This window comes from Acetobacter orleanensis, assembly GCF_001581005.1.
Lineage (GTDB): Bacteria > Pseudomonadota > Alphaproteobacteria > Acetobacterales > Acetobacteraceae > Acetobacter > Acetobacter orleanensis.
Map to the genome: position 1 here is coordinate 20,493 of NZ_LHZV01000060.1, position 13,510 is coordinate 34,002.

Below are 13,510 nucleotides of genomic sequence, written 5' to 3' on the forward strand. Positions count from 1 at the left end.
CCCCCGTGCAGGAAAACGCAGTCAAAGAAAAAGTGGCGGAACAGGATCTGGCCTCGGAGTATGATCTGCGGCAGATCGATTGTGACCCGAATTTCTGGTATCCCATCGCGTGGTCCCACAAAGTCCGCCCCGGTAAGACGTTTGCTGCCCGGTATGCGGGGCACCCTATTGCCTTGATCCGCCCGGAACATGGCCCAGTTTATGCGCTGGAAGACCGCTGCGCACATCGGCAGGTGCCGCTGAGCAAGGGGAAGGTTGAGGGGGATTGCATCAAATGTTGCTATCACGGTTGGGCGTTTGACCGTGCGGGCAAGTGTGTCACTGTGCCCTACCTGAATAAGGAAGGGGTCGGCCGACCAGTTAAGTCTTATCCTTGCCGGGAAAAAAGTGGTCTGATTTTTGTGTTCCCCGGAGAGGCCGCGCTGGCGGAGAGTGTGCCACTGCCGGATATTGCGCAGGTGGAAAACCCGGAATTCAAGACTCGTCGTTTTTTCCCGCGTGTGAAATGCCACTATACCTTCATGCATGAAAACCTGATGGATATGAACCATCAGTTCCTGCATCGGCGGCAGATGGGCTCCATCACGGCCCGCTTCATGGGGCAGGATAAGGGGGAGAATTTTCAGGAAGCCCGCTACAGCTTCGCCCGCAAGGGCGGAAATCAGCCGCTGGCGGAAGCCCTGATTTTTGGCAAGCATCGGGAAATTGAAGGACAGGAACAGCCGGTGGAGGAAATTGTCTCCATCCGCACCACCTACCCGTACCAGACCCTGCAAATTCATGACAAGGATGGTGATCTGGTGATGGACCTGTGGGTGGCCTATGTGCCGCTTGGGTCGGACCAGCAGGGCATGCAGACCTTTGGCCTGCTCTCCGTCAAAAAACCCAAATGGGGCTTTCTGCTGGATCTGGCGTGGCCGGTGCTGGGTATTTTCACGAACAGGATTTTTGAAGAAGATCGGGAAATTGTGGAGCTGGAACAGCAGGCGTGGCGCGAACTGGGGGGTGACCACAATGTTGAGGTCTTCCCTATTGTGAAGGCCCTGCGCGCCCTGTTGGCCCGCAGCGGTGTGCCCAACGCAAACGCCAAACCCCTTAAAAAGGGCCGATAACCCGCATTTTCACCTTGCAAGGGCCAGCGAAAACCGTCATATCGGCATCGCTTGGCCCAGGCCGGGACTACGCACGCGAAGCCACACACCCTCTGGTGCCCTGACAAAAAGGGGCCGTGCTTCGCGGAGGATTAACCAGATAAGGTAGGATACGCCCCATGGCGATGCCAGATTTCACACTCCGCCAGCTGCTTGAAGCTGGTGTTCACTTCGGTCACCACACCCGCCGCTGGAACCCGCGGATGGAGCCATACCTCTTCGGTGTGCGTAACCAGGTTCACATCATTGATCTTCAGCAGACCGTTGGCCTGCTTGACCGCGCTCTTCAGGCCATCCGTAACACGGTAGCCGGTGGTGGCCGCGTTCTGTTCGTCGGCACCAAGCGCGCCGCGGCAGACCCGATTGCTGAAGCTGCAAAGCGTTGCGGCCAGTATTACGTCAACCACCGCTGGCTGGGTGGCATGCTGACGAACTGGAAGACCATTACGGGTTCCATCAAGCGTCTGCGCCAGATTGAAGAAACGCTGGACGGCGGCACGTCCGGTCTGACCAAGAAAGAAATTCTTGAGCTGACCCGTGATCGCGACAAACTCGAACGCTCTCTGGGCGGGATCAAGGAAATGGGCGGTCTGCCCGACATCCTGTTCATTATCGACACCAACAAGGAAAAGCTGGCTGTTGAAGAAGCCAACAAACTGGGCATCCCGGTTGTGGCGATTCTGGACAGCAATTCCGACCCGAAGGGCGTGACCTTCCCGGTTCCGGGTAACGATGACGCCATCCGCGCCATCTCCCTGTATTGCGATCTGGTCTCCTCTTCCGTTCTGGACGGGATTTCCGCTGAACTTGGGGCTTCTGGTCAGGATTTCGGTGCCGCTGAAGAACTGCCAGTTGACCCGGCTCTGGAAGCAGAAATTCCTGCTGCGGCTCCTGAAGCTGCCGCTGCTCCTGCTGCAAATTAAAGTTTTGCTGACCGGCCCGCGCATGATCTGCCGGGCCGGTTTTTCAGGTAGAGTAGGTGTCTGCCCACAGGCATGACAGCCCTGTGCGCGCCCCGATGGGCGCGTTCCGGTTTTTAAGGAGATGAACTATGGCGGCCATTACCGCTGGACTGGTCAAAGAACTGCGCGAAAAAACTGGCGCAGGCATGATGGACTGCAAAAAGGCTCTGAACGAGTCTAACGGCGAAATTGAAGGTGCCATTGACTGGCTGCGCACCAAGGGCCTTGCGGCTGCTGCCAAAAAGTCCGGCCGTACCGCTGCTGAAGGTCTGGTTGCTGTTGCTTCCGAAGACAAAAAAGCAGCCATGGTTGAAGTAAACGCCGAGACGGACTTTGTGGCCCGTAACGAAGCGTTCCAGAATTTTGTGGAATCTGTTGCTCAGGTTGCGCTTAAGGTTGGTGAAGATCTGGACGCCATCAAGGCCGCCACGCTGGCCAGTGGCCGCACGGTTGCTGATGAACTGACACATCTGATTGCCACCATTGGTGAAAACATGTCCCTGCGTCGCGCTCGCGTGTTCACAGTGCCGTCCGGCGTTGTGGCGACGTATGTGCACGGTGCCCTGCGTCCGGGCGTTGGCAAGATTGGTGTTCTGGCGGCTCTGGAAGCCCCGTCCGCTTCTGACGCCATCACCCAGCTTGGCCGCCAGATTGGTATGCATGTCGCGGCAACGCGCCCGTCTGCTCTGGATGTGTCCAGCCTTGACCCCGCAGAAGTAGAGCGCGAACGCGCTGTGCTGATCGATCAGGCGAGAGATTCCGGCAAGCCGGAAGCCATCATCGAAAAGATGATCGAAGGCCGTATCCGCAAGTTCTATGAAGAAGTTGTTCTTCTGGAGCAGGTGTGGGTGCATGACGGTGAAAGCCGCGTGAAGAAGGTTGTTGAGCAGGCTGGCGTAAAGCTGGTTGGCTTTGACCGCTTCCAGCTTGGTGAAGGCATTGAAAAAGAAGTCGATGATTTTGCTGCGGAAGTGGCGAAGGTCTCCGGCGTCTAAGTCAGGCGTTTTTGCACGATGATGCAGCAGGGCGGGACTTCCCTTGACCGGGAGGCTCCCGCCCTTGTGCTTTCTGCGGCTTTGCTGGGCGAAAATAATGCCCGCGTGCATGTGCTGACAGAAGAAAACGGGCTAGTGCGCGGTGTGGCCTATGGGGCCAGATCCCGTGCGGGCAGCGCGTTATGGCAGCCGGGAAATCTGGTTAAAACCCGTTTTCAGGCCCGTTCTGCTGGAGGCATCCTCCGGCTTTCTGGTGAATTATTGTATGGTTGCGGCTTCCGTCTGGTGGATGCGCCGCTAACTCTGGCCATGGTGCAATCCGTCTGCGTGCTGGCGGATGCGGCGTTGCCGGAGGGGGAGCCTTGCCCGACCCTGTTTGCGCGCACAGTGAAACTTCTCGGCTTTCTGGGGTTTGATCCGGCTGTGTCCGAGCGGGAAGGCGTGCCGGATGTGGTGCGTTGGGAATGTGCTCTGCTAACGGAACTCGGCTTCGGGCTTGATCTGTCCGCCTGTGCGGTGACCGGGGTCACAACAGGCCTCGCTTATGTCTCCCCCAAAACCGGCAAAGCGGTTTCTGAGGAGGGAGCCGGTGCATGGAAAGACCGGCTTTTGCCGCTTCCGTCCTTCCTGTTGTCGGATGGGCAAACCGGCACGCCGGAAGACTGGCTGGCTGGCCTGCGGCTGACCGGCCACTTTCTGGCGCGGGATGCGTTCGGGCAGCGGCATCGCCCTCTTCCTGCGGCGCGGGAGAGGCTGGTGGATCGTGTCGCACGCCTTGCCGGGCAGCCGGATGATGGACAACCGGATGAAGGGTAGCCGAATGATGGGCCGGGGCGCAGAAGGAGACTAGAACAAAACGCGTCACAGCGTTATGTCTCTGGCTGTACGAGAGCCGGTATTGGGTCTGGGGAGCAGGAAATGAGCGAGACATTTGAAGGCCATGTTGAGGATACCAAACTGGCGGATGCGCTCAGTGAACGGTATCTGGCCTATGCGTTGTCCACCATTATGTCGCGCTCTCTGCCTGATGTGCGGGACGGGCTCAAGCCGGTGCACCGCCGGTTGGTTTACGCCATGCACCAGCTCAAGCTGGACCCATCTTCCGGTTTCAAGAAATGTGCCCGCGTGGTGGGTGACGTTATTGGTAAGTTCCACCCGCATGGGGATGCCTCGGTTTATGAGGCGCTGGTGCGTCTGGCGCAGGAATTTGCCGCCCGTTATCCGCTGGTGGAAGGTCAGGGCAATTTTGGCTCTATCGACGGCGATAACGCTGCCGCTATGCGGTACACGGAAGCCCGTCTGACAGAAGTCGCCAAGGCACTTCTGGACGGGATTGAGGATGACGCCGTCGATTTCCGCCCCACCTATGATGGTGAGGAGCAGGAACCGCTTGTGCTGCCCGCCGCCTTCCCGAATCTGCTGGCCAATGGGGCCGCCGGGATTGCCGTGGGCATGGCCACCAGTATTCCGCCCCATAATGCGGGGGAAGTCTGCGCAGCAGCGGCGTTGCTGGTCCGTAAGCCAGACAGCACAACGGCGGACCTGCTGGCATTGATGCCGGGGCCGGACTTCCCGACAGGCGGCATTATTGTTGAAGATTCCGATGCTATTCTGAAAGCCTATGAGACGGGTCGTGGCGGGTTCCGCATGCGGGCGCGCTGGGCGGTTGAGCCGGGGCGTTTTGGCACATGGCAGATTGTTGTGACCGAAATTCCGTATCAGGTGCAGAAATCCCGCCTGATTGAGCAGATTGCTGATCTGCTTGAGCAGAAAAAGCTGCCGCTTCTGGGCGATATCCGGGATGAAAGCACGGATGAAATCCGGCTGGTTCTGGAGCCCAAAACACGCGGGCTTGAACCAGAAGTGCTTATGGAAACGCTGTTCCGGGCGACCACGCTGGAAAGTCGCTTTCCGCTGAACATGAATGTGCTGAGTGCGGACCGCGCACCGGGTGTCATGGGGCTGAAAGAGGTGCTGCGGGCGTGGCTGGACCACCGGCATGTGGTGCTTGAGCGCCGGAGCCGCCATCGTCTGGAGGCCGTAGTGCGGCGTCTGGAAATTCTGGATGGTTTTCTGGCGGTTTATCTCAATCTGGATGAAGTCATCCGCATTATCCGGGAAGAGGATGATGCCAAGGCCAGCCTGATTGCCACGTTCTCGCTGACTGATTTGCAGGCTGAGTCCGTGCTCAACATGCGCCTGCGGAGTCTGCGCCGTCTGGAAGAGATGGAAATTCGCAAGGAGCATGACGCGCTTTCCGCCGAGAAGGCAGAACTGGAAACATTGCTGGCGGATGAGAAAAAGCGCTGGTCCCGCATCGGGCGGGAACTGGATGGTATGGTTAAAAAATTCGGGACCGGGCCGCTTGGCACGCGCCGCAGCACGCTTGCGTCCGCCCCGGAGCCGGTTGACATTTCTGTTGTGGAAACGGTGGAGCGTGAACCGCTGACGCTCATTCTGTCTGAAAAAGGCTGGGTGCGGGCGATCAAAGGCCATGCGGTGGATCTGGAAAACCAGAAGTTCAAGGAAGGGGATGGCTTGCGGCTGGCTATCCCGTGCCAGAGCACGGACAAAGTGTGCTTCTTTGGCACAGATGGGCGGGCCTTTACCGTAAAAGGGGCTGATCTGCCACGCGGGCGGGGCGACGGCCAGCCGGTGCGCCTGCTGTTTGACCTTTCCAATGATGAAGAGGTGATTGCCGTCTTCCCGGTGCAGGCTGGCGCACGCCGTCTTGTTGCCTCCAGTGCGGGGCGTGGCATGCTGGTGGATGAAGAAAGCATGGTGGCGGAAAAACGCTCAGGCCGTCAGGTGTTGAACCTGAAAGGGGATGAGAGCGCACAGCTTTGCGTTCCCGCAGAGGGTGATCAGGTGGCTGTGCTGGGCAGTAATCGCCGCTTCCTGATTTTCCCGCTGGAGCAGTTGCCGGCAATGGCGCGTGGTCTGGGTGTCGGCTTGCAGAAATACGGCAAAGCGAGTGAAACCCTGAAACATGCGGTTGTCTTCAAGGCGGAGGATGGGCTGCTGTGGCCCGGCAACGTGCGCTCACGCCCCTTTGCGGATATTCAGATGTGGGTTGGTAAACGTGCCGCCATGGGTAAGGAAGCGCCATCATGGGCGTTGAAGAAGGCCTGAAACAAACCTGCAAGTCGCCCGTTGAAATGGCTTCTTGCGTTATCTGTTGGAGTGCTGCGGGATGATTGCCCTCGGCGTCTGTCAGGCAGGGCGCGTTTCGTGGCTTGACTGTAAAGCGTCTTCCAGCGTGCGCCAGAGGCCTTGCCTCAGAATTTCAGCAGGGCGGAAGCGGGATTTGTAGGACATTTTCCGGCTTTCCTGAATCCAGTAGCCTAGATACAGGTAAGGAAGTCCCAGTCTGGCCGTTTCCTCAATCAGAAACAGGATGGCCAACGTGCCAAGTGAGCGATGGGGCTGGTCTGGGTCGTAAAAACTGTAAACGGCGGATAGCCCGTCTTCCAGCCGGTCGATCAGGCTGACGATCAGTAATTCTCCTACGTCGGATCGGAATTCAAACAGCATTGTTTCCACAGGCGTGTCTTCCACCATGCTGCGATAGTCTTCCGCTGTCATGGTGGCCATATCGCCTTCTGTGTGGCGGGCGGTCTGATAGCGGCGGAAGAGCGCGTATTGTTCTGGCGTGGTGACAGGCGGGAGGCATCGGGCCTGCAGGTCCGCATTATGGCGTAGGATGCGGCGCTGTGTGCGGTCCGGCGCAAAGCGCGCTACGGGAATGCGGATGGGTGTGCAGGCGGAGCAGTTTTCACAGACCGGCGTGTAAGCCAGCGTATGGCTGCGCCGGAACCCAGCACGGGAGAGGCGGTTATGCAGGGCGTCCGCGTTGGGGACAGCGAGGTCCGCAATGACCTTGCGCTCCACCTGTCCGGGAAGATACGGGCAGGGCTGGGGCGGGGTGGTATAAAAAAACTGCGCGTGTCGCAGCGTGGAAACCATGCGTCCTGTCCGGGGGAAAGAGTGGCAGATTGCGGGCGGAAAACCAGCCTGCCAGACTGTAACAGCAGCACCGTCTGCACCGCACGCGCTTTCAGCCAAAAAGGTGTTTCACAGAAAGGCGATGCAGGTGGTGGCCGGAGCGCGGAGGCTCCGGCGGCTGTTTAAACGCCGTATGTCTGTTTGATGCGCTCTGCGGCTTCCACCGCAAAATAGGTCAACACGCCATGCGCGCCAGCCCGGCGGAAGGCCAGCAGGCTTTCCATCACAGCGCGCTCATGGTCCAGCCAGCCATTCTGGATGGCGGCCATCAGCATCGCGTATTCCCCAGACACCTGATAGGCGAAGGTCGGCACGGCAAACGTGTCCCGCACCCGGCGGATAATATCCAGATATGGCATGCCCGGTTTGACCATGACCATGTCGGCCCCTTCGGCAATATCCATCTCGACTTCACGCAGAGCTTCATCGCTGTTGGCGGGGTCCATCTGGTAGGTCTTTTTGTCGCCTTTCAGCAGATTGCCGGACCCCAGAGCGTCACGGAACGGGCCGTAGAACGCGCTGGCATATTTGGCGGCGTAGGACATGATGCGGGTATCAACAAACCCGTTTTTGTCCAGTTCCGCGCGGAAGCTGCCAATGCGGCCATCCATCATGTCGGACGGAGCGAGGATATCCACCCCGGCGGCAGCCTGATTGACGGCCTGCTGGGCGAGAATGGTGACGGACTCATCATTCACTACATAGTCGTCACGAATAATGCCGTCATGACCGTGGCTGGTGTAGGGGTCGAGAGCGACATCCCCGATCAGCCCGACGTTGGGGAATTCTTTTTTGAGGAGGCGAGAGGCCCGGCACATCAGATTGTCCGGGTTCAGGGCTTCGGATCCTGTTTCATTCCGGGCTTCAGACGGCGTGATGGGGAACAGCGCCAGAGCCGGGATACCAAGCTTGGCGGCGGGCTCCACATGGGCGGCCAATCGGTCCAGCGTGACGCGCTGCACGCCGGGCATGGAGGCTACATCCGTTACGGAGTTTGTGCCTTCCATGAAAAAAATCGGCCAGATCAGGTTATTGATGCCCAGAGAGGATTCAGCAACCAGTCTGCGTGTGAAATCATCAAAGCGGTTACGGCGAGGGCGGGCCTGAGGGAAGCGACCAGCCAGCATGGCGGAATCTCCATTGCGTGCCGGGTCGTGCTGACAGGCCGGGCATGCGGGGCCAGATCAGACAGAAACCCGACGGGGGTGAACAGCGGGGAGGGAGTATGCGCCGCTCCCCGTGTTATGCAACCCCATGCAGGTGAGTGTCAGGACCGCGCAAGAATGCTGCGGTGGCGGCCGTAGCCCAGATAGATGACCATGCCGATGGCAAGCCACACAATCAGCCGCACCCATGTCAATTTATCCAGTGAGACCATAACGGCGGAGCAGCAGAGGATGCCCAGAACCGGGATGATATCCCCGCCCGGAACGCGGAAGGCACGGGGCGCATCTGGAGACTTCCGGCGCAGGACCATAACGCCCGCACAGACCAGAACAAAGGCCAGCAGCGTGCCGATGGAGGTCATATGTCCAAGGTCGGAAATGGGCAGGAAGGCACTCAGCAGGCAGGTGATGATCATGAAGAAGATGTTGGACAGCCACGGCGTATCAAACTTGGGGTGTGTGCGGCTGAACATGGGCGGCAGCAGACCATCCCGCGACATGGCAAAAAACACGCGGCTCTGGCCCAGCAACATGCCCAGCAGAACGGAGGTGAAGCCACAGATAATGCCGATTTTTATCGCAAGCTGAAGCCAGTGATAGGGGGTGTGGTTAATGGCCGTGGCCACAGGGGCGGCATCCCCCAGCATGTCCTTGTAATTGACCAGACCTGTCATGACGAAAGAGAAGGCAATATAGGCCAGAGAGCAGACCAGCAGGCTGCCGAGAATGCCGATCGGCATATCCCGCGCCGGGTTTTTGGTTTCCTGCGCCGTGGTGGAAACCGCATCAAACCCGACATAGGCGAAGAAGATGGTGCCCGCGGCCCGCATAATGCCAGACCAGCCATAATGGCCAAACGTGCCATTATTCGGCGGGATAAACGGGTGATAATTGCCCGGGTTGATGTAGGCGATGCCGAATCCGATAAATGCGGCGATCACCAGCAGCTTGATCACCACAATCACTGCGTTGACCTTGGCGGACTGAGAAATACCCCGAATGAGAATCATGGAGACCAGCATGATAATGAACACGGCCGGTAGATTCATCAGTCCGGTTGTCAGGCTGCCATCGGGCATCTGCACGGTCTCGAAAGGGGAGGCTGTGAGGCGTGGCGGGAGCACCAGCCCCCACGAATCCAGAAGCGAGACGACATAGCGCGACCAACTGACCGCCACTGTTGCCGCCCCGACTGCGTATTCCAGCACGAGATCCCACCCGATAATCCACGCCATCAACTCACCGAGTGTCACGTAAGCGTAGGTGTAGGCGCTGCCAGCAATGGGGATCATGCTGGCGAGTTCACTATAGCAAAGTCCTGCGAATCCGCAGGCAATGGCCGCGATCAGGAAAGAGAGGACAACCGCTGGTCCGGCATTTTCAGAAGCCGCGATGCCGGTCAGGGAAAAAAGACCAGCGCCGATGGTGGCCCCTACGCCAAGGGCAACAAGACTACCCGGACCAAGAACACGCTTAAGACCCTGCGAGGTTTCTAGCTTGTCTAAAGGCATGCAGCGCGTAAGGAATGACGCTGCGGAGGATGCAGGCCTTTGCGTCATAGACTTTTCTCTCCTGTCTCGACCGTGAAGAAAACCACGTATAGAGCAATTGGTGGTCTTCGTCCCATAGAGAGGCTAGAGTGCCTCTCTTAGCAAGATGTGTTTTAAACGTAACGAACGGCCCGGCATTTCACAGGACAGTGTACGGGGCGGTTGAAGAGATAAAATGAGGAGCTCCTGATGAGCCATACGGATCTGGATCGTTTTTTTCACGCGCCGGTTACAAAGACGGATCCGGATGTTGCGGCCGCACTTGCCAGTGAGCTGAAGCGGCAGCAGGACGGCATTGAACTGATTGCCAGCGAAAACATGGTGTCTGAAGCCGTGTTGCAGGCCCAGGGCAGCGTTCTGACCAACAAATATGCGGAAGGCTATCCCGGCCGCCGCTATTATGGCGGGTGCTCCGAAGTCGATAAAATCGAGACGCTGGCTATTGAGCGCGTCAAAACCCTGTTCGGTGCAGGCTTTGCCAACGTGCAGCCGCATTCTGGCGCCAATGCCAATCAGGCCGCGTTCATGGCGCTCTCCAAACCGGGTGATACCATTCTGGGCATGAGCCTTGCGGCCGGTGGGCACCTGACGCACGGTGCTGCGCCGAACTATTCCGGCAAATGGTTCAACGCCGTGCAGTATGGCGTGCGTAAGGAAGACGGTCTGCTCGATTACGAGGAAATGGAGCGTCTGGCCCGTGAGACCAAGCCGACCCTGATTGTGGCCGGTGGTTCTGCCTATCCGCGCATTATCGACTTCGCCCGCTTCCGCCGCATTGCGGATGAAGTTGGCGCGTTCCTGATGGTCGATATGGCTCATTTTGCTGGTCTGGTGGCCGCTGGCCTGTATCCGAACCCGCTTGAGCATGCGCATGTGGTCACATCCACCACGCATAAAACGCTGCGCGGCCCGCGTGGTGGCCTGATCCTGACGAATGATGAGGCTCTGGCCAAAAAGATCAACTCAGCCGTTTTCCCCGGTCTGCAGGGTGGCCCGCTGATGCATGTCATCGCCGGTAAGGCCGTGGCATTTGGTGAGGCACTTCAGCCGGAATTCAAGGAATACCAGAAAGCCGTTCAGAAAAACGCCAATGTTCTGGCGGAAGTTCTGGTGGAGCGGGGCTTTGATATCGTGACGGGCGGGACGGACTCTCACCTGCTTCTGGTCGATCTGCGGCCCAAGAACGTGACCGGCAAAGCTGCCGAACATGCTCTGGAACGTGCCGGTATTACCGCCAACAAAAACGCCATTCCGTTTGACCCGGAAAAGCCTGCCATTACCTCTGGTGTGCGTCTGGGCAGCCCGGCAGCTACGGCGCGTGGCTTCCGGGAAGCAGAGTTCCGTCAGATTGGCGAAATGATTGACGAAGTGCTGACCGCTCTGGCCGCGTCCGGTGGGGAAGGCGATACCGCCGTGGAAAACGCCGTGCATGACCGCGTGCGTGCGCTCTGCGCTCGTTTCCCGATTTATAACCGCTAAAAACGAGAACTGTCTGAGACTGGGGCGTTTGCTCTGGTCTCAGATTTTTCAGTGCGCGCGCGCCAGCCGCACGGCGGTATGGCCGCGCATTGGTCTGAGGTTTGGCATAACCAGCAGGCAGTTATCATAGGGCGTTCTGATTTCTTCAGGCCCGTCAAATGCCAGTAATGTTCCCGATTTTTTAATCAGATCTCCGCTACGGAATGTTTTGACAAAAACAAAACGGGACGTCAGCGCCAGCACAGTGTCTGTCACCGTAACGTGCCGTATTTTCTGGCGGACTGGTGTGCGGAGGGCGGCGGCGGAGGGTGTGCCCATCTGTTGCAGACCCATCTGTTGCAGAAAGGCGCGGCAGACACGTCCTGCCAGTGCGGCGGCTTCCGGCTGCCAGTGCTGTCCGGCTTCCAGTAGGCAGGCTTTGGCCGCCGTGCGGTTGGAGGCAAAGCGCACATAGTCAATCAGCCGTGGGCCTTCCTCATGCCCATAATCCTGCACCACAAGGGGCGGCGGTGGCTGAGAGGCGGAAAGTGCCGAGGCCAGCGTGCGGCTTTTTTCTGTCATGTTGCTCAGAAAAAGCGGGGCGGCAGGCCAGAGCATGGAATGCAGATCAAGCAGGGCATCCACCGTTTTAAGAAGCGGCGTGACAGCCCGCACACGCTCCATTTCGTACGATGTCTGAGAGGAGGCGATCAGTTCCGGCATCCACAGGCGGTTCATATCCTCATCAACAAAGCGGGAGAGGGTGGGGCGTGCCGGGTCAAACCGTGCAAAGGCTTCCAGATTGAGGAAAATCAAGCTGAGGCGGCCGCGGTCGGGGCGCACCGCTTGGGTGAGCAAGTCAGCCAACGCATAGGCCCCGCTATATTCGTTGCCGTGCATAAGGGCCGTAATGGCGACATGCGGGCCGGGGCGTTGCGCTTCAAAATGATACACGCCCGGAATCCCGCAATTGCCACTCTGCCATGGGGTGAGGTCTGGCGGGAGAAGCGCAATGTCAAAGTGCGGCAGCGGAAGTTGAGGCGGAGGGAGTGTTTCAGAAAGGGTACGAAGGCGGATGCGTCCCTGTTGCGTGGTCTGGCGACGGGACGCACAACTCATGACGAAACCCAGCCTGTTATGGGGCGTAGCGGGGCGGCGTTTTCGCCAGATGAGGGGATAAAGCACAGCATGGCCGGGAAAGTATTATCCCCCTTTGCTCAGGCTGCAATCCCACCGCCGATCACGACTCGCCAGAGAGGGCCATAATGTTGGTATGCGTACGGCTGGTATCACTGCGCAGACCGTCCCGCAGGCCTGCCAGTATCAAAGCGCGGATATGGGGCGTGTGTCTGTTTTTACAGTAAAGTTTCAGCACACTCAGCAGCAGCAACGGCGCAAAAGGTGCAAATAGCCATCCGGCAATTTTTTTGTAAAAAAGAATTCTGTTTCTGACGATGTAGTAAATTTTCCATCGGTTGCGCGCAAAGCTGACCGTAGTTTTACAGTCATGTGTGAAGCGGATGCCCGGTACAAACAGAATTTTCTGGCCAAGACACCGTAATTTCCATGCGTAAAGTGTGTCATCCGCATAGATGAACAGGTCTTTCTGCGGCAGGCCCAGCGGCCCACGCACCAGATCAGCCCGGACAAAAAAACCGACGAAAGATGCGTAATCGACCGGCACCGCTTTGCTCTGCTGGTAAGCCGCGGGGTCAATGGCAAAGGTGCGCTTGCGGCTTTTTACGAGTTGGAAGAATTTCCCGATACTCGCAAAAGGGTTAATGCCGGGGCGGTTCATGTCACACACCGCGCCGCTGGGAAAATAGACCGCAGCCGCAACCGCGCCCACAGAGGGAGGCAGAGGGAGAGACTGAAACAGGTTTAACGCACCGGGTTGAGGCCACGCATCATCATCAAAACAGACCAGCCAGTCACATCCGGTTTGGTGCGCCGCATAGTCCATGCCACGGGCAAACCCTCCGGCACCACCGCTATTTATAGGCTCATGCAGGCAATGCAGGCGCGGGTCAGTCTGTGTTTCCAGCCAGTCCCGCGTGCCGTCCTGACTGGCATTGTTGACCACCACCACGGCTGAGAAGTTCTGTGCAAGCGTATGGTCCAGAACGGTTTTCAGCATACTCAGCCGGTTGCAGGTGACAATAACGGCTGTCACGCGGCATGGCGTCTGGTCGGCGCGCGGGGCGGTGGACGGTAGCATACGGC

General features: G+C 58.4%; 11 protein-coding genes. 6 read left to right on the plus strand and 5 right to left on the minus strand.

Annotation, left to right across the window (positions count from 1 at the left end):
- Positions 1–5 precede the first annotated feature (5 nt).
- The 5 genes from AD949_RS06855 (at position 6) to parC (ending at position 6,240) form a co-directional block, all read left to right on the plus strand.
- Positions 6–1,112 (plus strand): aromatic ring-hydroxylating oxygenase subunit alpha, encoded by a 1,107-nt coding sequence (locus tag AD949_RS06855; RefSeq protein WP_048835384.1) that lies wholly within the window; start codon positions 6–8, stop codon positions 1,110–1,112.
- Positions 1,113–1,270: 158 nt separating this feature from the next.
- The gene (gene rpsB / locus AD949_RS06860; RefSeq protein WP_048835383.1) at positions 1,271–2,074 is read left to right on the plus strand and encodes a 30S ribosomal protein S2; all 804 of its coding nucleotides are present in this window, start codon (positions 1,271–1,273) and stop codon (positions 2,072–2,074) included.
- A gap of 128 nt (positions 2,075–2,202) precedes the next feature.
- Positions 2,203–3,108: a translation elongation factor Ts gene (gene tsf, locus AD949_RS06865; RefSeq protein WP_048835382.1), complete on the plus strand. Its 906-nt coding sequence runs from the start codon at positions 2,203–2,205 to the stop codon at positions 3,106–3,108.
- Positions 3,109–3,126: 18 nt separating this feature from the next.
- The gene (recO, locus tag AD949_RS06870) at positions 3,127–3,924 is read left to right on the plus strand and encodes a DNA repair protein RecO (protein WP_048835381.1); all 798 of its coding nucleotides are present in this window, start codon (positions 3,127–3,129) and stop codon (positions 3,922–3,924) included.
- 102 nt (positions 3,925–4,026) lie between these two features.
- Positions 4,027–6,240: a DNA topoisomerase IV subunit A gene (gene parC / locus AD949_RS06875; protein ID WP_048835380.1), complete on the plus strand. Its 2,214-nt coding sequence runs from the start codon at positions 4,027–4,029 to the stop codon at positions 6,238–6,240.
- Positions 6,241–6,321: 81 nt separating this feature from the next.
- Here the strand turns inward: parC and AD949_RS06880 are convergent, their stop codons facing one another.
- The 3 genes from AD949_RS06880 to AD949_RS06890 form a co-directional block, all read right to left on the minus strand.
- Positions 6,322–7,074: an arginyltransferase gene (locus AD949_RS06880; protein ID WP_048835379.1), complete on the minus strand. Its 753-nt coding sequence runs from the start codon at positions 7,072–7,074 to the stop codon at positions 6,322–6,324.
- A gap of 161 nt (positions 7,075–7,235) precedes the next feature.
- Positions 7,236–8,240, minus strand: coding sequence for a porphobilinogen synthase (gene hemB, locus AD949_RS06885; protein ID WP_048835378.1), 1,005 nt, complete (start codon positions 8,238–8,240; stop codon positions 7,236–7,238).
- Positions 8,241–8,380: 140 nt separating this feature from the next.
- Complete coding sequence (locus AD949_RS06890) at positions 8,381–9,838, minus strand: amino acid permease (RefSeq protein ID WP_048835377.1); 1,458 nt, start codon at positions 9,836–9,838, stop codon at positions 8,381–8,383.
- Positions 9,839–10,018: 180 nt separating this feature from the next.
- Here AD949_RS06890 and glyA point away from each other — a divergent pair, with 180 nt between their 5' ends.
- On the plus strand, positions 10,019–11,308 hold the full coding sequence (gene glyA / locus AD949_RS06895) for a serine hydroxymethyltransferase (protein ID WP_048835376.1): 1,290 nt from the start codon (positions 10,019–10,021) through the stop codon (positions 11,306–11,308).
- Positions 11,309–11,356: 48 nt separating this feature from the next.
- On the opposite strand, the gene AD949_RS06900 is transcribed toward glyA, so the two are convergent.
- Together AD949_RS06900 and AD949_RS06905 are read right to left on the minus strand one after the other, a co-directional pair.
- The gene (locus AD949_RS06900) at positions 11,357–12,406 is read right to left on the minus strand and encodes a M14 family metallopeptidase (protein WP_048835375.1); all 1,050 of its coding nucleotides are present in this window, start codon (positions 12,404–12,406) and stop codon (positions 11,357–11,359) included.
- Between the two features lie 121 nt (positions 12,407–12,527).
- A complete protein-coding gene (locus AD949_RS06905; protein WP_052944535.1) occupies positions 12,528–13,505 on the minus strand; it encodes a glycosyltransferase in 978 nt (325 codons plus the stop codon).
- Positions 13,506–13,510 lie beyond the last annotated feature (5 nt).

Coding starts and splice junctions, on each gene's coding strand:
- rpsB (WP_048835383.1), top strand. CDS start 1,271: ATGGCGATGCCAGATTTCACACTCCGCCAGCTGCTTGAAGCTGGTGTT.
- tsf (WP_048835382.1), top strand. CDS start 2,203: ATGGCGGCCATTACCGCTGGACTGGTCAAAGAACTGCGCGAAAAAACT.
- recO (WP_048835381.1), top strand. CDS start 3,127: ATGATGCAGCAGGGCGGGACTTCCCTTGACCGGGAGGCTCCCGCCCTT.
- parC (WP_048835380.1), top strand. CDS start 4,027: ATGAGCGAGACATTTGAAGGCCATGTTGAGGATACCAAACTGGCGGAT.
- AD949_RS06880 (WP_048835379.1), bottom strand. CDS start 7,074: ATGGTTTCCACGCTGCGACACGCGCAGTTTTTTTATACCACCCCGCCC.
- hemB (WP_048835378.1), bottom strand. CDS start 8,240: ATGCTGGCTGGTCGCTTCCCTCAGGCCCGCCCTCGCCGTAACCGCTTT.
- AD949_RS06890 (WP_048835377.1), bottom strand. CDS start 9,838: ATGACGCAAAGGCCTGCATCCTCCGCAGCGTCATTCCTTACGCGCTGC.
- glyA (WP_048835376.1), top strand. CDS start 10,019: ATGAGCCATACGGATCTGGATCGTTTTTTTCACGCGCCGGTTACAAAG.
- AD949_RS06900 (WP_048835375.1), bottom strand. CDS start 12,406: ATGAGTTGTGCGTCCCGTCGCCAGACCACGCAACAGGGACGCATCCGC.
- AD949_RS06905 (WP_052944535.1), bottom strand. CDS start 13,505: ATGCTACCGTCCACCGCCCCGCGCGCCGACCAGACGCCATGCCGCGTG.